The organism is Holdemanella biformis DSM 3989, assembly GCF_000156655.1.
In the GTDB taxonomy this organism is placed as follows: domain Bacteria; phylum Bacillota_I; class Bacilli_A; order Erysipelotrichales; family Erysipelotrichaceae; genus Holdemanella; species Holdemanella biformis.
This window is the reverse complement of sequence record NZ_DS996845.1, coordinates 62389-83760: the sequence shown is the minus strand read 5'-3', so window position 1 is coordinate 83760 and position 21372 is coordinate 62389. Positions and strand designations below refer to the sequence as shown.

18 protein-coding genes, 1 other RNA gene and 1 other annotated feature are annotated in these 21372 nt (G+C 31.7%); of the genes, 15 read left to right on the top strand and 4 right to left on the bottom strand.

Annotation, left to right across the window (positions count from 1 at the left end; genetic code table 11):
• The 8 genes from gyrA (at position 1) to EUBIFOR_RS08815 (ending at position 9203) form a co-directional block, all read left to right on the top strand.
• Complete coding sequence (gene gyrA, locus EUBIFOR_RS08845; RefSeq protein ID WP_003865685.1) at positions 1-2469, top strand: DNA gyrase subunit A; 2469 nt, start codon at positions 1-3, stop codon at positions 2467-2469.
• A 144-nt stretch (positions 2470-2613) separates the two neighbouring features.
• Positions 2614-3198 carry a helix-turn-helix domain-containing protein gene (locus tag EUBIFOR_RS12520; RefSeq protein WP_003865684.1) on the top strand — a complete coding sequence of 195 codons (585 nt, stop codon included), beginning with the start codon at positions 2614-2616 and terminating at the stop codon, positions 3196-3198.
• An 87-nt stretch (positions 3199-3285) separates the two neighbouring features.
• Positions 3286-3496 (top strand) — a binding site (T-box leader).
• Positions 3497-3535: 39 nt separating this feature from the next.
• Positions 3536-4819 carry a serine--tRNA ligase gene (gene serS / locus EUBIFOR_RS08835; protein WP_040466413.1) on the top strand — a complete coding sequence of 428 codons (1284 nt, stop codon included), beginning with the start codon at positions 3536-3538 and terminating at the stop codon, positions 4817-4819.
• Positions 4820-4884: 65 nt separating this feature from the next.
• Positions 4885-4970, top strand: an RNA gene (ffs, locus tag EUBIFOR_RS12515) — signal recognition particle sRNA small type.
• A 48-nt stretch (positions 4971-5018) separates the two neighbouring features.
• Positions 5019-5495, top strand: coding sequence for a tRNA adenosine(34) deaminase TadA (gene tadA, locus EUBIFOR_RS08830; protein ID WP_003865682.1), 477 nt, complete (start codon positions 5019-5021; stop codon positions 5493-5495).
• Between the two features lie 106 nt (positions 5496-5601).
• Positions 5602-7365: a DNA polymerase III subunit gamma/tau gene (dnaX, locus tag EUBIFOR_RS08825; protein WP_003865681.1), complete on the top strand. Its 1764-nt coding sequence runs from the start codon at positions 5602-5604 to the stop codon at positions 7363-7365.
• Between the two features lie 10 nt (positions 7366-7375).
• Positions 7376-7963: a recombination mediator RecR gene (recR, locus tag EUBIFOR_RS08820; RefSeq protein WP_003865680.1), complete on the top strand. Its 588-nt coding sequence runs from the start codon at positions 7376-7378 to the stop codon at positions 7961-7963.
• Between the two features lie 691 nt (positions 7964-8654).
• A complete protein-coding gene (locus EUBIFOR_RS08815; protein WP_003865679.1) occupies positions 8655-9203 on the top strand; it encodes a hypothetical protein in 549 nt (182 codons plus the stop codon).
• Here the strand turns inward: EUBIFOR_RS08815 and EUBIFOR_RS08810 are convergent.
• Positions 9200-9745, bottom strand: a complete 546-nt coding sequence (locus EUBIFOR_RS08810; protein WP_003865678.1) for a CYTH domain-containing protein — start codon at positions 9743-9745, stop codon at positions 9200-9202. The two genes, EUBIFOR_RS08815 and EUBIFOR_RS08810, sit on opposite strands and share 4 nt — an antisense overlap.
• A gap of 54 nt (positions 9746-9799) precedes the next feature.
• On the opposite strand from EUBIFOR_RS08810, the gene EUBIFOR_RS08805 reads away from it, so the two are divergent.
• Complete coding sequence (locus EUBIFOR_RS08805; protein ID WP_003865677.1) at positions 9800-10573, top strand: NAD kinase; 774 nt, start codon at positions 9800-9802, stop codon at positions 10571-10573.
• Here the strand turns inward: EUBIFOR_RS08805 and EUBIFOR_RS08800 are convergent.
• Positions 10565-11788: an FtsW/RodA/SpoVE family cell cycle protein gene (locus tag EUBIFOR_RS08800; RefSeq protein WP_003865676.1), complete on the bottom strand. Its 1224-nt coding sequence runs from the start codon at positions 11786-11788 to the stop codon at positions 10565-10567. The two genes, EUBIFOR_RS08805 and EUBIFOR_RS08800, sit on opposite strands and share 9 nt — an antisense overlap.
• An 87-nt stretch (positions 11789-11875) precedes the next feature.
• Between EUBIFOR_RS08800 and mutS the strand changes: the two genes are divergently transcribed.
• The 6 genes from mutS to EUBIFOR_RS08770 are packed head-to-tail and all read left to right on the top strand — an operon-like array spanning position 11876 to position 20082.
• Complete coding sequence (gene mutS, locus EUBIFOR_RS08795; protein ID WP_003865675.1) at positions 11876-14416, top strand: DNA mismatch repair protein MutS; 2541 nt, start codon at positions 11876-11878, stop codon at positions 14414-14416.
• 32 nt (positions 14417-14448) lie between these two features.
• On the top strand, positions 14449-16275 hold the full coding sequence (gene mutL, locus EUBIFOR_RS08790; RefSeq protein ID WP_003865674.1) for a DNA mismatch repair endonuclease MutL: 1827 nt from the start codon (positions 14449-14451) through the stop codon (positions 16273-16275).
• Positions 16268-17182, top strand: coding sequence for a tRNA (adenosine(37)-N6)-dimethylallyltransferase MiaA (gene miaA / locus EUBIFOR_RS08785; RefSeq protein WP_003865673.1), 915 nt, complete (start codon positions 16268-16270; stop codon positions 17180-17182). The genes mutL and miaA overlap by 8 nt, the downstream gene beginning before the upstream one ends.
• A complete protein-coding gene (locus EUBIFOR_RS08780) occupies positions 17169-17855 on the top strand; it encodes a tRNA threonylcarbamoyladenosine dehydratase (protein ID WP_003865672.1) in 687 nt (228 codons plus the stop codon). The genes miaA and EUBIFOR_RS08780 overlap by 14 nt, the downstream gene beginning before the upstream one ends.
• Before the next feature lie 17 nt (positions 17856-17872).
• Entirely contained in the window at positions 17873-18772 is a 900-nt protein-coding gene (locus EUBIFOR_RS08775) for a diacylglycerol/lipid kinase family protein (protein WP_003865671.1), read from the top strand.
• Between the two features lie 38 nt (positions 18773-18810).
• Entirely contained in the window at positions 18811-20082 is a 1272-nt protein-coding gene (locus EUBIFOR_RS08770; RefSeq protein WP_003865670.1) for an HlyC/CorC family transporter, read from the top strand.
• Between the two features lie 18 nt (positions 20083-20100).
• Here EUBIFOR_RS08770 and EUBIFOR_RS08765 read toward each other — a convergent pair whose 3' ends face one another.
• Both EUBIFOR_RS08765 and EUBIFOR_RS08760 read right to left on the bottom strand, forming a co-directional pair.
• Positions 20101-20718, bottom strand: coding sequence for a YggS family pyridoxal phosphate-dependent enzyme (locus tag EUBIFOR_RS08765; protein WP_003865669.1), 618 nt, complete (start codon positions 20716-20718; stop codon positions 20101-20103).
• Between the two features lie 67 nt (positions 20719-20785).
• Positions 20786-21238 carry a DUF2798 domain-containing protein gene (locus EUBIFOR_RS08760; protein WP_003865668.1) on the bottom strand — a complete coding sequence of 151 codons (453 nt, stop codon included), beginning with the start codon at positions 21236-21238 and terminating at the stop codon, positions 20786-20788.
• Positions 21239-21372 lie beyond the last annotated feature (134 nt).

The window sequence follows — 21372 nt, the reverse complement described above, 5'->3', positions numbered from 1 at the left end:
ATGGAAGAAGAAAATAAGCGATATGACTATGTAGAAGATGTTGAAATATCCAAAGAAATGCGTACAGCCTTTCTAGATTATTCAATGTCTGTTATTGTTTCACGTGCATTACCAGATGTTCGTGATGGTATGAAACCTGTTCATCGTCGTATTTTACATGCGATGAATCAATTGGGAATTACTTCAGGTGTTGCACATAAAAAAAGTGCTCGTATTGTTGGTGAAGTTATTGGTAAGTATCACCCTCATGGTGATACAGCTGTATATGATGCAATGGTTCGTATGGCCCAAGATTTTTCTTATCGATATCCATTAGTGGATGGTCATGGAAACTTTGGTTCTCTAGATGGAGATGGAGCTGCGGCAATGCGTTATACGGAAGCTCGTATGTCTAAAATTTCTATGGAAATGATGCGTGATATTCAAAAGGATACGGTTGATTTTATTCCAAACTATGATGGTGAAGAAAATGAGCCGGTTGTGCTTCCAAGTCGTATTCCAAACTTATTGATCAATGGGGCTGTTGGTATTGCGGTTGGTATGGCAACAAATATTCCACCACATAACTTATCAGAAACAATTCAAGCTATTTTTGCGGTAATGGATAATCCGGATATTACGGTTCCTCAATTGATGGAAGTCATTAAAGGACCTGATTTCCCTACTGGTGGTATCATTTTAGGTCGTAAAGGAATTCGTCAAGCATTTGAAACTGGACGTGGATCGATTATGATTCGTTCAAAATATCGTGTAGAAGAATTAACAAATGGAAAGAAACAGATTATTTTCTATGAAATTCCTTATCAGGTCAATAAGGCAAACTTAATTACTAAGATGGCTTCTTTAATTCGTGATAAAGCTATTCAGGGGGTTACTTATTTAAATGATGAAAGTAATCGTGAAGGTATTCGTATCGTCATGGAATTAAAGAAGGATGCCCAAGAAGAAGTAATTTTAAATCAATTGTTTAGATTAACTCCTCTTCAGACTTCATTTGGTATCAACATGTTGGCACTTGAAAATGGTCGTCCTAAACAATTACCATTAAAAGATATTATTCATGATTATATTGATCATCAGGTTGATGTAGTTGTTAGAAAGACTCAGTTTGAGTTAAAGAAAGCACAAGATCGTGCACATATTTTAGAAGGTTTACGTATTGCGATGGATCATATTGATGAAGTTATTCATATGATTCGCAGTTCTAAAAAGGATGAAGCTGGTTTATCTCAAGATTTATGTGATGCGTTTGGATTGAGTATGATTCAGGCAAAAGCAATCTTGGCTATGCAGTTAAGAAGATTATCTGGATTAGAAAGAGACAAGATTGAAAATGAATATCAACAATTATTATTAACGATTGAAGATTTAAAGGATATCTTGGCAAATCATGATCGTGTTCTTCAAATCATTCGTGATGATCTAAATGAAATTGATCAGAAATATGGCGATGAAAGAAGAACTGAAATTAGTGATGCTTCTGTTGATATGGAAGATGAAGACTTAATTCCAGTTGAAGATGTAATTATCACATTAACTGAATCAGGATATATTAAGCGTCAACTTGTAGATACATATCGTGCTCAAAATCGTGGTGGACGCGGTATTAAATCATTAACGTTAAATGAAGAAGATTCTATCGATACAATGATTTCAATGTCAACACATGATTTCTTATTGTTGTTTACAGATAAGGGTCGTGTATATCGATTAAAAGGATACAATGTTCCAAGCGGATCTAGAACATCTAAAGGAATTCCAATTGTGAATTTAATGACTTTGGAAAAAGGTGAAAAAGTAAATGTTCTTGTAGCTGTTCCTAAGGATGATGAAAGTGAAACATTATTATTTGTCACAAAGAATGGTATTGTAAAACGTACATCCGTATCTGAATTTGAAAATATCAATCGTAATGGTAAGATTGCGATTAGTTTAAAACCGGATGATGAATTACGTTTTGTGAAATTAACTACAGGTCAAGATGAAGTAATTATTTCTGGATCAAATGGTAAAGCTGTTCGATTCAATGAAGATCAAGTTCGTATCATGGGACGTAGCGCAAGTGGTGTATTAGGATTCAATTGTGACGGCAGTGAAGTTGTAGGTGCTGCACTCTCAAGTGAAGGAGACACAGTTCTTGTTGTTTCTGAAAATGGTTATGGTAAACGTAGTAAGTTCGAGGATTATCGTTTGACTTCTCGTGGAAAAAAAGGTGTTAGCACAATTAATATCACAGAAAAGACTGGTAAGCTAATGTGTATGCGTGCGGTTACTGGTAAAGAAGATGCGATGATTGTTGCCAGTGATGGAATCATGATTCGTGTGGCATTAGAGAATGTAGGAATCTATGGAAGAAATACACAAGGTGTAAGATTGATCAACTTAAATGGGGACGCGAAAGTAACGCGTATGACATTGGTAGATCATGAAGAGCCTGAAGTAGAATCCGAAGAAAATACAGAAGAATAATGCATGTAAGGAGTAGAATTATGATTTTACTCCTTTTTCATATGACAAATCAGATGGAAACAACCCAAATACATTATATAAACGACACGTTGATTGCCGATTTGATAGAATGGATATAAATTATTATAGAAAGAAGTGATATATGTGAACGCAAAAGATATGGGAATGTTTATCTGTAAGTTAAGAAAAGAAAACAATATGACGCAAATGGAATTAGCTCAACAGTTACATGTCACAGATAAAGCTGTTAGCCGATGGGAACGTGGAATAGGATATCCAGACATTCAATTGTTACCTGCCCTATCTGAATCTTTGCATGTTTCTGTGGCTGAATTGATATCATGTAAAAAGAGTTTGAATTATTCGAATGAAGAAGTCACAAATATTATTCACAATTTAGATGTATACAAAATGGAAAGTTTTAGACAAGATAGAAAAGCAGATAAAATTTCCTTAGTATGTATGATCTTTGTTGCGGCATGTGTTTATATTTCTGGTCATGGAAGCATTATAGGATCTTTATGTATTGGCGCTATTTTTGCAATGGCAGTAATTGGCTTATATTATTTGTATTATGATAATTCAACAAAACGAATTTATGCCTTCTTTTCTCTATTAGGGTTACTTTTGTTTATTCAGTTTTTAATATTCATGGGAATGGATTATAGATGGATTTCTTATATTTTAATACTATATATAATTGTGTTATTGAATATGATTTGTAGATAAGTAGAATCATATGATAAATCCGATTTAATGAGGCTATTTAACAGAATAAGCGGTTGACTTTGACTTTGTTTTAATGGTATAAATGTGTTGAAAACAAAGATAAGGATAAGTAGATTATTTAATATATGGATTAGAGACAGTATGGTTGGTGAAAATACTGATATGAGTAATTGAATAGCACCTTAGAGTGATCAAATGAAATTAGTAGTTTGATCCGGTACATACCGTTATCATGTTAAGAGATCATATATGTATATATATGGTAAAAAGGGTGGCAACGCGAGACATCGTCCCTTTATGGGTGCGAGTGTCTCTTTTTTTATGCAAGGAGGATATCATGCTAGATATGAAATTTGTCCGTGAAAACCCGGACATTGTTAAAGAGAACATTAAGAAAAAGTTCCAAGACTACAAATTGCCTTTAGTTAATGAAGTGTTGATGGAGGACAAAGAACTTCGTCAAACACAACAACATGCGGATGATTTGCGTGCGAATCGTAAAAAGATTTCTAAAGAAATCGGTAAATTAATGGGTCAAGGCAAAAAAGAAGAGGCTGAAGAGATTAAGCAACAAATGGCTGAAATCGCTCATGAGCTAACAGCTTTAGAAGAAAAAGAAATCAAATTAAGAGAGTCTGTAACAGAAAAAATGATGCAGATTCCAAACATTATCGATGATAGTGTTCCGATTGGAAAAGACGATAGTGAAAATGTTGAATTAGAAAGATTCGGCGAACCTGTTGTTCCTGATTTTGAAATTCCTTATCACACTGAAATCATGGAACGTTTAAGTGGAATTGATTTGGATGCAGCACGTCGTGTAGCTGGTAATGGATTCTACTATTTAATGGGAGACATTGCTCGTCTACATTCAGCAATCTTAAATTATGCTCGTGATTTCATGATTGATAAAAAAGGATTTACATTTGTTATTCCACCATATATGATTCGTAGTTCAGTTGTTGATGGTGTAATGTCATTTGCAGAAATGGAAGGCATGATGTATAAAATCGAAGGTGAAGATTTGTATTTGATTGGTACAAGTGAACACTCTATGATTGGTAAATTCAAAGACACAATTCTTGAAGAAAAAGATCTTCCATATACATATACTTCATACTCACCTTGTTTCCGTAAAGAAAAAGGTGCTCACGGTATTGAAGAACGTGGTGTATATCGTATTCACCAATTTGAAAAACAAGAAATGATTGTTGTTTGTAAACCGGAAGATAGTATGGAATGGTTTAAAAAATTGTATATGAATACTGTAGAGTTCTTCAGAACATTAGATATTCCAGTACGTACTTTGGAATGCTGTTCAGGTGATTTGGCAGATTTAAAATGCAAGTCAGTGGATGTTGAAGCTTGGTCTCCACGTCAAAAGAAATATTTTGAAGTAGGAAGTTGCTCAAACTTGACAGATGCTCAGGCACGTCGTTTAAAGATTCGTGTTAAGGGTGAAAATGGAGAAAAATATTATGCACACACATTAAACAACACATGTGTTGCTCCACCAAGAATGTTGATTGCATTCTTAGAAAATAATTTACAAGAAGATGGATCTATCTTGATCCCAGAAGCTTTACAACCTTACATGGGTGGTAAAAAGAAAATTGGTTAATTATGAAGGCTGTCATTTGACAGCTTTTTCTATTGCGAATTGAAAATGGATTTGATATAATAACCTAGCTACTACAATGATATCTTGTGAATCAGGTCAGGTCGGGAACGAAGCAGCCTTAAGCAAGCTCCATCATGTGTAGTAGTTTTTTTTATATTTTGTTTAAATTTCATGTATGATTAATATATAGGAAGAGGATATGAATATGGATGATGTGAAATGGATGAAGGAAGCTATCAAGCAGGCAAAAAAAGCAGAAAGCTATGATGAGGTTCCTATTGGTTGCGTGATTGTAAAAGATGATAAAATTATTGCTCGAGGATATAATAAGCGAGAGACTTTGCAACAAAGTATTGCACATGCAGAAATTATGGCTATTCAAAAGGCATGTAAAAAATTAGGTACATGGCGATTAGAAGATTGTGTTTTGTATGTAACTTTAGAACCATGTCCAATGTGTGCAGGTGCCATTATCCAATCTAGAATCAAAGAAGTTGTTTATGGAGCATCAGATCCTAAAGGAGGTTGTGTAGGCACATGTACAAATTTATTCGAAGTATCTGAATTTAATCATCATCCTATATATAGAAGAGGCATTCTAGAATCGGATTGTTCAGATTTATTGAAACATTTTTTTAAGAAAAAAAGAGATATGAAAAAAACGCAGAAATCATAATTCGGATTGATTTCTGCTTTTCATATATATAGAATACATCAAATAAAATGAGTAAAACTATGATAAAATAGGATACAGGAAAACAATATAGAAAGGATATAAACGAATGGCATATCAAGCGTTATATAGAAAATATAGACCAAGTAATTTTGATGAAGTCGTTGGTCAGACACATATAATTCAAACATTAAAAAATGCGATTATTCAAAATCGTATTGCACATGCTTATTTATTTTGTGGCCCTAGAGGTACAGGAAAAACATCAATCGCAAAAATATTTGCGAAGACATTGAATTGTACAAATAGTCAAGATGCTCCTTGTGGAGTTTGTGAGAATTGTAAAATGGCCGCAAATGGAAGTCATCCAGATATTATTGAAATTGATGCGGCTAGTAACAACGGTGTTGATGAAGTAAGAAATTTAATTGATAAAGTAAAGTATGCTCCAATGCAAGGAAAATATAAGATCTACATTATTGATGAAGTTCACATGATGACTTCAGGAGCATTCAATGCTTTATTAAAAACAATTGAGGAACCTCCTGCTCATGTAATATTTATATTTGCGACAACAGAACCTAATAAAGTATTACCTACGATTATTTCTCGTTGCCAAAGATTTGATTTCAACAAAGTGAGTGTAAATGATATTAAATACCGATTGTCTGTTGTTTGTAAAAATGAAGGTATAGAAATTGATCAAGATGGTTTAACATTAATTGCACAACTTGCAGATGGAGGCATGCGAGATGCTTTATCTATTTTGGATCAATGCGTAGCATATTGTACATCTCATATTGATGTGAATGATATCCGTAAAATCTATGGTGTCATAACATCAGAAGATATTGGTCAATTATTTAGTTCAATTTATAAAAAAGATGTAGATCGTTTTATAAAAGATATTCAGAAATATTCAGATATGGGAATGGATATAAAACGTTTAACGGCAGACTTTATTCATATGTTAAAAGATAGTTTAATTCTAGATTATTCAGAAAATTCTACTTTAGTATCGGATATGAATAAAGATATGATTCGGAAATATTTCAAATCCGCTCCTATTCATTTCAGAATTCAATGCATGGAAGAATTGATGGATACATATAATAAATATACGTATGCGTCGAATGCATTGGATTATCTAGAAGCCTCTTTGTTAAAGATTTCAAGTTATTCATATGAACCAAAAAGTAATAAATTCGAATCTGAATATGATAATAATTCGGATATTGAAGAAGAAGATAATTATGAAACGTCATATGATGATAGTTCTGATAACTCAGATATTATTGAGAAAAGCAGCAAAATAGGTGATAAAAATAAGGTTTTAGAGAAATCTGAAATTTCTGATGTTTCACGTGAAACATTAAAACAGTCAGAAAACGCGGATAATAAAATCATATTGAATGATGATTTTGTTGTTCAACTACTTGTTGGAGCAAACAAAATGGAAAGAAACATAGATACAACTAAATTCAATAATATAGGACAATTCACATCAAGTTTAGAATTTGGAAAATATGCAGCTACTCTAAGAAACAGTGTCATAATGGCAAGTGGATCAAATTATATTGTGGTATGTACATCGAGTGAAATCTTCGCAAAACAAATTAATGAATTTGAACTAAATTATGGATATGAAGATTTTATGGAGGTGTTATTAGGAAAGGCAAAGAAAGTATTCGCGCTGGATAAAACACAACAAGCAAGAGTTCTTGATGTTTTTAAGGAAAAGATGATTAGTGGAAATCTTCCGGAACCATTTCAAGTTCAATTAAGAAGAAAAGAGTCTATAACAGAAAATAACATGAGTATAGAAGATCATATGAAAAGTTTATTTCCAAATATTGAGATAAAGGAAGATTAGAAGGTGAAATATGTATCCAAAAACATTTGATGATTTAATATATGAATTTCAGAAATTACCAGGAGTAGGTGCTAAGACAGCTGAAAGATATGCATTTACTGTACTTAGTTGGAATGAAGATGAAATATCTGAAATGGCAGAAACGTTAATTAATTTAAAAAAGAAAGTAAAAAAATGTACATGTTGTGGTAACTTAACAGAAGATGAACTATGTGAATTCTGTAAGAGTTCAAAACGCAATCAGAATATCATATGCGTTGTACAAAACCCAAAAGATATATCTGTAATTGAGTCTATGCAAGAATTTAATGGTGTATATCATGTACTTGATGGTTTGATTAATACACAAAAAGGAGTTCTACCAGACCAATTGAATATTATGTCACTCTTAAAAAGAATTAATGAAAATACAGAAGAAGTTATATTAGCGTTAGATCCAACTGTAGAAGGGGAGACAACAGCATTATATATATCTAAACTTTTAGAAGGTAAATGTAGAGTGTCAAGATTAGCTCATGGAATACCTGTGGGCAGTCATTTAGATTATACAGACGCTATGACACTACTAAAAGCGTTTGAAGGGCGTAAAAGCTCATAAATATGCCTAATCGTATGAAGTATTTATGATATTTCATACGACTTTTTTTATTTAATATGATTAAATATGGAGGAATCCTATCTAAAAACACATGTTCATATGATTAAATCATACATGGAGCACCAATTTACATATCAACAGACAAAGTAATGGCAATGTATTGATTTTATTCCTGTTTTCCTAAAATAATCACATGGAGAGTAAAAGATTATCAAAACCATCTTATGCTCTATCATATGAAAAAGATATGATAAATCATATCATAAAAACAATATTTATATATTCATGTGAATTTGAAATTACAAAAAAATAGAAATATGAAACTAAATCTGAAATAATAAAACAGGATTAATGATTTCATATGATAAAAAAATAAAGATTAAATAGTCATATGAAAATTAAAAATATAAAAATGCACTCATATGAATTAAATAAATGAGATATGAAATTAATAATTGTAATCATGTGATATAAATATGAAAAGGGAATGCTTTAAATAACGCATTTACGATCTAAATCTAATTTATGACATTTCATGTGAGAAAGATATGAAAAAGATTAAATGAATTATGATATATACAAAAATAATAGGAAATTCATATATAGGTATAGCTTTATTTAAAAAACTATGATAGACTTATCGTGACTCGTTATATTATTGTTATGAATTTCATAGGAAGGGGACGTGAATATGTCTGAAGAAGCGTCAGCAATTGATGTGTATTATGATATGGATATTGCACAAATATGTCAGCACTTTAATAAATCAAGAAATACAGTAGATAAAGCTATCGCAAAGTTGGTAAAAGATAATCCAGATAAAGATTGGAAGTATAAAAATCCAATTACACGTAGAATTACCATTAAAGCTGAAGGTGTTGAAAGGTTATCTACTTACTTCAGAAAAGAAAAGCATGAAGTTTCTACTGTAGAAATGGAACTTCGATTTGAAAATGAAAAATTAAAGGCGATTATAGAAGAAAAAGAGAAAGCCCAAGCTCAGATCGAACAATTATATCAAGAAAAATTGAAATTAGAAATTGAAAAGAGCAGACAAACATTCTTATTGGAAACTCAAACAAAAGATGAAAAAATTTCTGAATTAGAATCTGAAAATCAGAAGTTAAAAGAAGTGGAAGAACTTTATAATAAAAATATAGAGGAAATAGAAAATTATAAGAAAAAAGAAGAAGAATATAATTCCAAATCCTTCTTCTATCGTTTAACTCATAAATTTTAATCATTCATTGCCCTGGCAATTTTGCTGGGGCAATTTTTTTGCCATTTCAATCCATATTGTTCCAATATTGAGTTGAAAAATTGAATTCCATCGTGATCGGATGTGTATTCATACTCGATTTCATAATCAATATGATTTTTAAAAGTGGTTTTATCTAAGCATAATTCTCCGTTTTCAAATTCATATACATTTCGTAAAGTTGTAAAAGTGGCCGTTGGATGTAAATTTTTAGGAATTTGATATTGATTGAACCAATTTAATATTTCTGGGTCTTCAATCTCATTTATGTTTTCTGTAGATATTTCTTTTTCAAATTCATAGTGTGCGTATTCATCTTTTTTGATTTTTAATGTGAATATCTTTTTGTTTTCGATTGTTCTTATTCGAACGGCACCATGTTGTTTTTTTACATCTTGATTTGCGGTATCGAAATATGTATTTGTTTGAATGATTGATTTATGAAAATCATATGAATTCATAAGATTATCGTAAACTTGTTTGTTGATCAGTAATTTTAATTCTCTTTCAATATTATCGTACATTTATATCACCCATAAATATGTTACAATATATTAAAAAAAAGAGGAAGTGATTTAATGCGTTTTAGTATAGTGGATCGAGGAGATGAAAACTCTAAAAGAGTTGCCGATACTCTAAAGAAAAAATGTTTTTCTATAGGATGGCAGTATGATGATGAACATTGTGAGATTATTTTTTCTGTAGGAGGAGATGGCACTTTATTAAGGGCCATCCATACATATATTGATAAATTAGATGAAATCCAATTTGTTGCGATACATACAGGAAATCTTGGCTTTTTTACAGACTATACACAAGATGAAGTGGATCATCTAGTTTATGATTTGAAACATAATAAACCGGTGGTAGAAGAATTTAATTTACTTCAAATGGATCTTCCTCAAGTAAATGAAACATTATATGCTTTAAATGAAGTTCGAATCGAAAGTTTAGCCAAAACATTGGTATTGGACATTTCAATTGATGATGAATTCTTTGAAAGCAGTCAAGGTTCAGGGATTTGTGTAAGTACTCAATCTGGTTCTACTGCGGTTAATAGAGCTCTAAAAGGAGCGGTTGTTGATCCAGGGTTAAAGGTTTTACAACTTTGTGAAATCATGCCTATCTCACATAAGAACCATCATTCTTTAAAAAATCCATATATTATGAACGATAATCGAAAAATTAGTGTTAGAGGCGATACTTTGGCATATGCTCATGTATGCTATGACCATTTAGAAAGAGATTTAAAATCTATATCTGAAATCATCATTCATTCTAGTACAAAAAAAGTACGATTTGCGAGATACCGTACTTATTCTTATTTAACAAGACTTAAAAATTTATATTGATTTTTTTCTAGAGCGATTCAAATGAATCGTTCTTTTTGTTGCGGGTGAAATGTTTAAAATAATTGCGAAAGATATAAAATATGAAAGAATACTACTACCACCATAAGATATAAGTGGTAATGTGATTCCTGTAATCGGAAGTAAGCCAACAATCATACCTGTATTTTGAAGTTGTTGATATAGAAGCATGGCAATAATACCAACAACGATAAATCGGTCTTTTTTATCTTTTGTAGCATAAGCAATTTTACACAAATAAATATCTAGTAATAAACAAAGAATTAGAATAAATGTTGTTCCAATAAAACCGAAACACTGACCGAATGCTGCAAAGATAAAGTCGGTATGTGCTTCTGGAATTGAAATGATATTTGCCTGTAAACCATAGCCTGTTAGACCAGCACTTCCTAATGACAATAATGCGGTATATAGCTGGTTTGAACTACCTCGAATATTACTTTCAGGTTCTAGCCATGCATCAATTCTTTGTAGTTTATATGAAGATATAAATGAAGAAAGGATTTCGGGATATTCAAAATATAAAAACAAGAATGTTCCTACTACAATAGCTAAAAAGGCAAAAATTCCGATGACATATTCTTTTCGAATACCGCTACAACATACTAAAATAAAAATATTGAAGACAATGATAATACATATACCAGTATCTGGCTGCATCATGATTAAAAATAACGGTGGAAATAGCACTTTTGCGATTTGCCAAAGTAATAATAAATCATCTTTATGTGTTGGGTTTGGATGTTCATTTTGATGCTCAACAATAATTTGTGAAACTAAAACAATTAAAACGATTTTGATAAATTCACTTGGCTGAAAACTACCAATCAACGGCAATTGAAACCAGGAAATGGCACCATTGACTTCACTTGCGAAAGGAAGTGAAATTCCAACAAAGTTAAATAACATACGGGATAAAAACAAATAAATAAGACATAACATTAAAATCTTATAGGCTATATCCATATAAGAATATATTTTTTTATTTTGGAGAATTGTAAGAAAGAACATTGCGATGAAACCTACAACGAACCAAAATAATTGACGCAATAAATATGAATATCCACTTCCGGATTTAATTAAATTGAAAGAATTATATAACGCAAAACAACTAGTTAAACCAAAAAGGATTAGAATTAGAATCAAACCAATATCAATTTGAATGGACTTGTTTTTCCATTGAATCGTTTGTTTCATTAGTAAAAACCTCCTTATTCAGTGTTTTTAATTATAACATATTTATTTTGAAATTTTGGTATAATAGTCATGTTAGGATGATGATTTATGGCAGAAAAAAAATATACACCAATGATGCAACATTATTTAAAAATGAAAGAAGAAAATCCAGATGCGATTTTATTTTATCGCTTAGGGGATTTTTATGAAATGTTCTTTGACGATGCAAAATTGGTATCCCAAGAATTAGATTTAGTATTAACTGGAAGAAGCGCAGGCGTAGAAGAAAAAGTTCCGATGTGCGGTGTTCCTTTTCATGCAGCTAATTCATATATTTCTCGTTTAGTAAAAAAAGGATATAAAGTAGCAATTTGTGAACAATTAGAAGACCCTTCTAATGCGAAAGGATTAGTGGATCGAGGAATTGTAAAAATTGTTACACCAGGAACTTATATGGATTCAACTATGGATGCCAAAACTACAAACTACATGGCATCGTGTGATATTTCTAGTTTTGAAATTACAGTGGTTTATTGTGAATTAAGTACGGGTGAATTGAAATATCAAACTCTACAACGATCATTAGTTGCTTTACAAAAAGCACTGTTAGAACAAAATGTAAGTGAACTTGTTTGTCCGATGGCAATGGACAAAAAATGGATGAGTGCACTAGAAGAAATGGAAACAATACTTATTTCGAAACATAAAAAGTCAAGTGTTGATTCACAAGATCTACCGTTATTAAATGGAATTGAATCTGAGTCATTAAAAGAGGCATTTGCACTTTTAATGGCCTATTTAAAAGATACACAAAAACAACATATTGATCATTTCTTGCCGATTGAATCGATGGACAAAGATAAAGTGCTAGTTATGGATTATGAAACCAAGAATCATTTAGAATTGGTTTCAAGTCAATCAACAAATGCTAAGGCAGAAAGCTTATGGTCTTTTATGGATAAATGCCAAAGCGCAATGGGATCAAGACTATTAAAAAGATGGATTGAATATCCGTTAATTGATGCAAATAAAATAGCTAAAAGACAAGCTGCAATCAAAGATTTAAAAGAAAACTTCATGTTAAGAGAAAATCTAAAAGAACATTTAGTATATGTATATGATATGGAAAGACTTGCAAGTCGTATGGCTTATGGTAGTGCTAGTCCTAGAGATGTTTTACAACTTGTTGCTACACTTGAACATGCAAAACCTATATTGGATCTAGCTATTTCTTTGGATTCATATCCAGAATTTTCTCAAGTACCAGATTGCCAGGGATTATATAATGAAATTAAAAATGCAATTATAGAAAATCCGCCACTAACACTAAAAGAAGGTGGTGTATTTAATGATGGTTACAATCAAGAATTGGATGAAGTAAGAAGAATTGCAAAAAAAGGGAAAGATTTTATTTTAGAACTTGAGGCTAAAGAACGTGAAAGAACGGGTGTAAAATCATTGAAAGTCGGATACAATCGTATTTTTGGTTATTTTATCGAAGTTCGTAATGGGAATTTATCAAATATCAAAGATGAATTTGGATATCATGCAAAACAAACACTTGCCAATGCAACAAGATTTGTTACACAAGAATTAAAAGAAAAAGAAGAACAAATTTTACACGCACAAGAAACAAAGGTGAAGTTGGAACAAAGTTTGTTTAATGATTTATTATTAAGAATAAAAAAAGATTTATTTGATCTTCATGCGTGTGCACAAGCATTGTCTACAATTGATGTGCTAGTTTCTTTGGCTATTCTTGCTAGTGAAAAAGGATATGTATGTCCAGTTTTTCATCCAGGATACAATGTCAATGTAGTAGAAGGAAAACACCCGATATTAGATGATCGTATGAAGAAAAAAAGATATGTATCGAATGATTGGAAAATGTCAGAAGATGAACATGTTCAATTAATTACAGGACCCAACATGGGTGGTAAATCCACTTATATGCGACAAAACGCTTTATTGGTGGTAATGGCGCAAATGGGAAGTTTTATTCCAGCAAAAACAGCAGAATTACCTATTTTCGATCGTATTTTTACAAGAATTGGTGCTTCGGATGACATACTAACTGGAAAAAGTACATTTATGGTAGAGATGATAGAAGCAAATGCTGCTTTGTGTTATGCAACAAAACATTCTTTAATTTTGTTTGATGAAATTGGTCGAGGAACAGCAACATATGATGGTATGGCTCTTGCACAGGCAATGCTCGAATATATTGATGAAGCTATTGGTGCAAAAACATTATTTTCAACACACTACCATGAATTAACAGATTTAGAAAAAGAACATCCATCAATGCATAATGTTCATGTGGATGTTCGCGAAGAAAAAAATGAAATTGAATTTAGATACCGTATCATTGACGGAAAAGCAGATAAGTCGTATGGTATCAATGTTGCGCGTCTTGCGCATTTACCAAAAGTTGTTTTGGACAGAGCGGCACAACTTCTAACAAATTTTGAAAATCAAGATAATAATCAAAATTATCAACCAAGTTTATTTGTGATGGAACAAGTGCAACCAGAAAAATCCAAACTTTTACAACAATTACAAGAATTAGATATTGATTCAATGACGCCAAGAGATGCTCTGGATTGTCTGTATGAATTAAAGAAACTAAGTGAAAAAATCGAATTGTAAATATGAAATTCATATGAATGGAGGTGTGAAGTATGGCTAAGATTCATGTTTTGAGTGAACATTTAACAAATATGATAGCGGCTGGAGAAGTTGTTGAAAGACCAGCTGGAATTGTAAAGGAATGCGTTGAAAATAGTATTGATGCAGGTGCTACAGTCATAGAAGTTGAAGCCTTTCAAGGTGGTATTGAAAGAATTGTGATTACAGATGATGGTTGTGGAATGGATCATGAAGATGCACATTTAGCTTTTATGCGACATGCCACAAGTAAAATGCATTCTGAAGAAGAATTGTTCAATATTCAAACGATGGGATTTAGAGGAGAGGCATTACCAAGTATTGCTTCTGTTGCCCAAGTCGAATTACAAACGAGCAATGGTGAAGAAGGTACCTTATTAAGATATAACTATGGAAGTTTGGATGTGGATGAAAAATGTAATTGTCCTAGAGGAACAAAATTAGATGTTTCTGGATTGTTCATAAAAACACCGGCTCGATTCAAACATTTGAAAAGCACTTCATATGAATTTTCTGTCATTGCAGATTTAATGAATAAAATGGCATTATCACATCCGGATATTCGTTTTCAACTTTCTCATGATGGGCGAGTTGTATTCCAAACGAGTGGAAATGGAAATATTCAAGAAATTCTATACCAAATGTATGGGAAAGAAGTAGCACAGAATGCAATTCATTTTGAAGGAAGTAATGAAGATTTTCATATTCATGGATATGCGATTCAGCCAAAAATAAATCGTGCAACAAAATATTTTATGTTTTTAACTCTAAATACAAGATTGATTCGTAGTGTCGCAATCCAAAAAGCGATTCTAGATGCTTATAGTGATTATATGCCGCCAAATCGTTTTCCAATCGTAGTATTACAGATGGATTCAGATACACAATTGGTTGATGTAAACGTTCATCCAAATAAATGGGAAGTTCGTTTATCAAAACAAGGTGAAATGTTAGATTTAATCAAGAAAACGATTCAAGATGCTTTAAATGCTTCTTTAAAAACAGTTTCAGTAAGTAAACCAGAAAAGAAAAGTGTTATATTTGAACAGCCAGAAATTCAATATTCATATCCTGTTAAGCCGCGTTTAAAAGAAGATAAAACGATTGAACAAAGTTTTCAAAACTATAAGCCAATTAAAGAAACAATAGTTGAGGAAAAAAGAATATATGAAGAAAAAAAGATTCCTGAAATAAAAATACAAGAAGAGCCTATTTCATATCCATTACCTAAAGTGGAAGAAACGAATGATAAGGGTCCTGAATTTTTTAAGCATTTGCAGGTTTTAGCCCAACTTCATGATTCCTATATATTATGTAGTAATGAAGAAGGATTAGTTATTGTGGATCAGCATGCTGCCCAAGAAAGATATCATTATGAACAATTGAATGAGAAACTATTGGTTCAATGTACAAATAAACAACCATTAATGGTTCCTATTCAATTGGATGTATCAAGTAATGTTTTAGCTCAATATATGACAATCAATGAAAAAACAGCATTTTTTGGGATTGAATTTGAACCATTTGGCACAGATCAATTGATTCTTCGTGAAATTCCACTATGGTTTCATGATGTGGACCAAAAACAATTCTTACAAGATTTATTAGATTATTTTGTGGAAAATCAAGACGTAGATATGGCAAAACTTAGAAAACATATGATTGCGACTATGGCTTGCCATAGTTCAATTCGTTTTAATCGACCATTATCTATGCAGGAAATGGAGCAAGTCATTTTAGATTTACAAAAGTGTAAACAACCATATCACTGTCCCCATGGAAGACCTACAGTCATTGTGATGAGTGATGGTGAGTTGAGAAAGGAATTTGAACGTGGATAGACAAAAAGTTTTAGCAATTGTAGGACCAACCGGAATTGGAAAAACAAGCCTTTCTGTATGGTTGGCAAAACAATTGAATGGAGAAATAATATCTTGCGATAGTATGCAAGTATATAAAAAAATGGATGTTGGTACAGCAAAAGTTACTAAAGAAGAAATGCAGGATATTCATCACGAATTGATTGATGTCCAAAATTATGATGAACCTTATAACGTAAAGGTTTTTCAAGAAAAATGTCGTACAGCTATCGAAGATGTTGTAAAAAGAGGAAAGTTTCCTATTTTATGCGGTGGAACAGGACTTTATTTAAAGGCAGCGTTATATGACTATGAATTTCAAGAAGAAGAAGAAGATACAGCTTATACAACCTATTTAAATTCTAAAACAAATGAAGAATTGGTTGCGATGTTAGAAGAAAAAGATGCAAAAGCTCTAGAAAAAATTCATCCTAACAATCGTAAACGTTTAATTCGTGCTCTACAAATTTGTCATAGTGGTACTTCAAAATCAGAACAAGAAGACAAACAACAACATATTCCATTGTATGATGTATACTTTTTAGGTTTAGATGTGAAACGAGAAATTTTGCATGATCGAATCAATAAAAGAGTGGATATTATGTTTGAAAATGGTTTGGTCAAAGAAGTAGAAGAACTATTCTCAAATCCAAAAACATGGGAATATACAAGTTTTCAAGGTATTGGATATAAAGAGTTTAAAGATTATTTCTTAAAAGAAAAAAGTATAGAGGAAGTAAAAACAGCTATAAAAACACATTCTAGACAATATGCGAAAAGACAATATACATGGTTTAAAAATCAAATGCCAGTACATTGGTTTGAAGCCCAAAATAAAGATGAAATATATAGTGCAGTAAAGGAATGGTTGGTTGATGAAGACAAATGAAAGAAGTGAATTGTTGCTTGGGAAAAAGGCTCTAGAAACACTAAATGATAAAACGGTCCTTGTTGTTGGTGTGGGTGGAGTTGGATCTTTTTGTGTAGAAGCCTTAGCAAGAACTGGGGTAGGTCATCTAATTCTAATAGACAAAGATTGCGTGGAACCCAGCAATATTAATCGTCAATTGGTTGCAACTTTAGATACAGTAGATCAAATTAAAGTCAATGTATTGAAAGAAAGAATTCGTACACTAAATCCAAATTGTATTGTGGATACATTTGCATTTTTCTATGATCAAACAAAAGATGATGAAATATTTTCGCAACCTATTGATTTTGTGGTAGACTGCATTGATTCCATTCAAAGTAAGAAGGATTTAATGCAAGCCTGTATAGATCGAAATATACCATTCTTATCAAGTATGGGAATGGCTAGGCGCAAAGATCCTACAAAACTTGTTGTTACAGAAATAGAAAAGACAAGTTATGATCCAATGGCTAAACAAATTCGTCAATGGAAACGAAAAAATCGTATTCGAAATAAAATATGGGTTGTAGCATCTACAGAAATTCCTATACCAGTAGAATCAGGACAACCATTACCAAGTGCAATTTTTGTTCCTGCAAGTGCAGGACTACTTCTTGCGAGTACCTGTGTAGATCGATTGATTGAAGTATAAAACGGAAGGAAGAGTATATGAAGGACGTATTTATTGTAAATCCTAAATCTGGAAAGAACAGTCAATATGAATTGATTAAGGAAATTAAAGAACATTTTCAAGGAAAAAGAATCATTATCGAAAAAACCATAGGTCCTGAACATGCGACATTTATCGCAAAAAAATATGCTCTATCCGATGAACCTGTACATTTATTTGTTTGTGGTGGAGATGGCACTTTGCATGAAGTTATCAATGGGTGTGCTGAAAAAGAAAATGTGATTATTTCTGTGATTCCAATCGGAACGGGAAATGATTTTGTGAAATATTTTGAAGATTTAAAACGAGAAGATTTTTTAAATTTGGCAAACTATTCAGAACCAGAATATATAGATTGTGACTTAATAAAAGTAAATGGAGAATACTCAATAAATACCGTTTCCTTTGGTTTTGATGTTGAAGTCGCAAAACAAGTAAATGAACTAAAGAAAAAAATGCCTACAGAAGGTATTATTCCATACGCATTATCCGCTTTGATCAGTTTAAGAAAACCGATATGTAAAGAATATCAAATTCAGGTCGATACAAAAAAATTACCGAAAGATAAATATGGATTTTTAGTATTTGCGAATGGAAAATACTATGGTGGAGGCTTTAAACCATGTCCAGATGCCAATATTGATGACGGATGGATGGATGTTTGCTTGATTTCAAATGTGAAAAGACATCAAATCATAAAATTGGCAAAAAAATACCAAGAAGGAAATCACCTTCAATACACAAATCTAGTCTCTATGTATCAGGCAAAAACAGTTCATTTAGATACGGAAAATGAGCTTATTTATGCAAATCTAGATGGAGAAGTCAAAGGATTTAAAAATCCAACAATCGAAATTGTAGAGAAGGCAATTCGACTTGCCCTTCCTAGAATATCGTGAGTATGATACAATATTCAAAAATATAGGGAGTGTGAAAAATGGATTCGGATTTATGGATACAAATCCTAGAGTTAGTAGTTTTATTAACATTATCAGGCTTTTTTTCTTCAGCTGAAACGGCAATGGTTTCAGTCAGTAAAATTCGTTTGAGAACATTAGAAGAAGAAGGAAATAAAAAGGCTGCATTAGCCTTAAAAATATTGGAAAATCAGTCGAAAATGTTGAGCGCAATATTAATTGGAAACAATTTAGTCAACACATCAGCGGCAAGTATTGCTTCTGTGATCGCATATTCTTTTGGTGGAGCAGCTGTTAGTATAGCTACATTTATTATTACTTTTTTAATTTTAGTATTTGGAGAAATCACACCAAAAACATGGGCTACGATCAATGCGGATAAACTTGCGCTTGCGTATGCACCTATAATTATTTTTTTGATGAAAATATTAACGCCTGTTATTTGGTTTGTGAATTTGTTTAGTTCAGGTATTTTAAAATTAATGGGAATACAAAATTCAAATAAAAATATATCAATGACTGAAAGTGAATTGCGTACAATTGTAGATGTTTCGCATGAAGAAGGTGTCATTGAAGAAGATGAAAAAGATATGATCAACAAAGTGTTTGATTTAGGGGATGCCAAGGCAAAAGATGTAATGGTTCCTCGTGTTCATGTTGTGATGGCAGAAATCGACAGTACATATAAAGATTTATTGGAGATATTTAGAGAAGAAAAATTCACGCGTATTCCAATTTATAAAGATAAAATCGATAATATTATTGGTATTGTCAATATGAAAGACTTATTGATGTATGATGATTTTTCACATTTTGATATGCAAAAGATTTTACGTAAACCAAAGTTTACATATGAAAATAAAAAAGTATCTGAATTATTGATTGAAATGAAACAATCCACATTTAACCTTGCGATAGTCATGGATGAATATGGAGAATTCTCAGGTATCGTTACGTTAGAAGACATTATTGAAGAAATTGTTGGAGATGTACAAGATGAATACGATGCACATGAAGAAGAAAATATTATTAAATTAAATAATCAAACATATGATGTCAAAGGCTATTTAAGTTTACATGATTTAAACGATTATTTAGATTTAGATTTAGATAGTGAGGACTTTGATTCAGTTGGAGGACTTGTCATTGATGCACTAGGTCGTTTACCACAGACAAATGATGAAACAACTTTACCAAATGGTATCCGCATTAAAGTCTTAAAGGTAGAAAAAAACCGTATAGAATCAGTTAGACTGATTTTGCCAGAAACACAAAATGAAAAGGATGCATAGCACATCCTTTTTTCTATATTATTCAAAAATAGCACGACCAATACGAACTGTATTGGATCCATGTTTTACAGCTAACTTGTAATCTTGAGACATTCCCATAGATAAAGTATCTATTTCAGAATATTGTTCTTTTAATTCTAAATATAAAGTATGCATTTGTTCAAACTCAGACTCAACTAATTCTTGATTGTCTGTTTTTGAAGCAACACACATTATGCCTTTGATTTGAATATGTTTAAATTCTTGTAGTTGAGAAATAAAGTTTTTCGCATCCTTAAAAGGATATCCCGTTTTATTTGGATCTTCCGAAATTTTTAGTTCTACTAATACCTTTTGAATGATGCCATGTTTGTTGGCTTGTTTTTCAATTTCTTCAGCAAGTTTCAATGAATCCAAGCTTTCAATCACATCAACCTTTCCAACAATATACTTCACTTTATTTGTCTGTAGATGCCCAATAATGTGCCAAGTATATTTTGGATCATACTTATCTATAAATTCCTGTACACGATTTTCTCCAAAAGTAGTTAGCCCCATTTTGGCGACTTCATCAATTTCTTCCTTTGTACGCGTTTTAGATACAGCCACTACATTAAAATCCTGTGCTTTTAGTTCTTCAATCAATTCTTTATTCATATTAAAACAGTCCTTTCAATACAAATTTAATTATAGACGAAGAAAAAAAAGAAGCAATACGTTGCTTCTAGTTAAATAGCTTTCCAAACAACCATCTTATAGTTGGTCCACAATAACAAATTTGCCAAAAGAAAGCCATTGGAAAATTAAATAAAATAGTCATAAACCAAACTGAAATAATTTGGACACCTGGAGTTTTAAATAGAATGGTCGCAATTAAACTCATGATTGGACACATAATACAAATAATGTAGAAAGAAATCGCAAGTGTGATAAAGAAAGGTCGATCCTTTGGTGTTACAACTTTAAAGGCAAAGTAATGAGCAAGTTTATCAACAAAGAAATATTCTAAAATAAAAGCAACCGGCCACATGATAACCAATTCATGAAAAGCTAACAAAAAGACTTGATTGGACATACAACCCATATTGAGTGCGATGTTGTAACAAATCATGGCATAAACCATTAAAAAAGACATGAATAAAGTAAATACAATATTCTCGAATTTAGTTTTTGGCATATATTTTCTCCTCCTAAATGACTTTTTGTGTTGTTCAATCAAAGACGTTTCCAATATGTACCAAAAAGCGAACGCTAGTAATGATACCACAATTTTTCGGTTTTTGTAATAAAAAATCAGCAAGAATCACTCTT

Bases quoted from the DNA above. Each gene is read 5' to 3' on its own strand.
- gyrA (WP_003865685.1), top strand. From the start codon at position 1: ATGGAAGAAGAAAATAAGCGATATGACTATGTAGAAGATGTTGAAATA.
- serS (WP_040466413.1), top strand. From the start codon at position 3,536: ATGCTAGATATGAAATTTGTCCGTGAAAACCCGGACATTGTTAAAGAG.
- tadA (WP_003865682.1), top strand. From the start codon at position 5,019: ATGAATATGGATGATGTGAAATGGATGAAGGAAGCTATCAAGCAGGCA.
- dnaX (WP_003865681.1), top strand. From the start codon at position 5,602: ATGGCATATCAAGCGTTATATAGAAAATATAGACCAAGTAATTTTGAT.
- recR (WP_003865680.1), top strand. From the start codon at position 7,376: ATGTATCCAAAAACATTTGATGATTTAATATATGAATTTCAGAAATTA.
- EUBIFOR_RS08815 (WP_003865679.1), top strand. From the start codon at position 8,655: ATGTCTGAAGAAGCGTCAGCAATTGATGTGTATTATGATATGGATATT.
- EUBIFOR_RS08810 (WP_003865678.1), bottom strand. From the start codon at position 9,745: ATGTACGATAATATTGAAAGAGAATTAAAATTACTGATCAACAAACAA.
- EUBIFOR_RS08805 (WP_003865677.1), top strand. From the start codon at position 9,800: ATGCGTTTTAGTATAGTGGATCGAGGAGATGAAAACTCTAAAAGAGTT.
- EUBIFOR_RS08800 (WP_003865676.1), bottom strand. From the start codon at position 11,788: ATGAAACAAACGATTCAATGGAAAAACAAGTCCATTCAAATTGATATT.
- mutS (WP_003865675.1), top strand. From the start codon at position 11,876: ATGGCAGAAAAAAAATATACACCAATGATGCAACATTATTTAAAAATG.
- mutL (WP_003865674.1), top strand. From the start codon at position 14,449: ATGGCTAAGATTCATGTTTTGAGTGAACATTTAACAAATATGATAGCG.
- EUBIFOR_RS08780 (WP_003865672.1), top strand. From the start codon at position 17,169: ATGAAGACAAATGAAAGAAGTGAATTGTTGCTTGGGAAAAAGGCTCTA.
- EUBIFOR_RS08775 (WP_003865671.1), top strand. From the start codon at position 17,873: ATGAAGGACGTATTTATTGTAAATCCTAAATCTGGAAAGAACAGTCAA.
- EUBIFOR_RS08770 (WP_003865670.1), top strand. From the start codon at position 18,811: ATGGATTCGGATTTATGGATACAAATCCTAGAGTTAGTAGTTTTATTA.
- EUBIFOR_RS08765 (WP_003865669.1), bottom strand. From the start codon at position 20,718: ATGAATAAAGAATTGATTGAAGAACTAAAAGCACAGGATTTTAATGTA.
- EUBIFOR_RS08760 (WP_003865668.1), bottom strand. From the start codon at position 21,238: ATGCCAAAAACTAAATTCGAGAATATTGTATTTACTTTATTCATGTCT.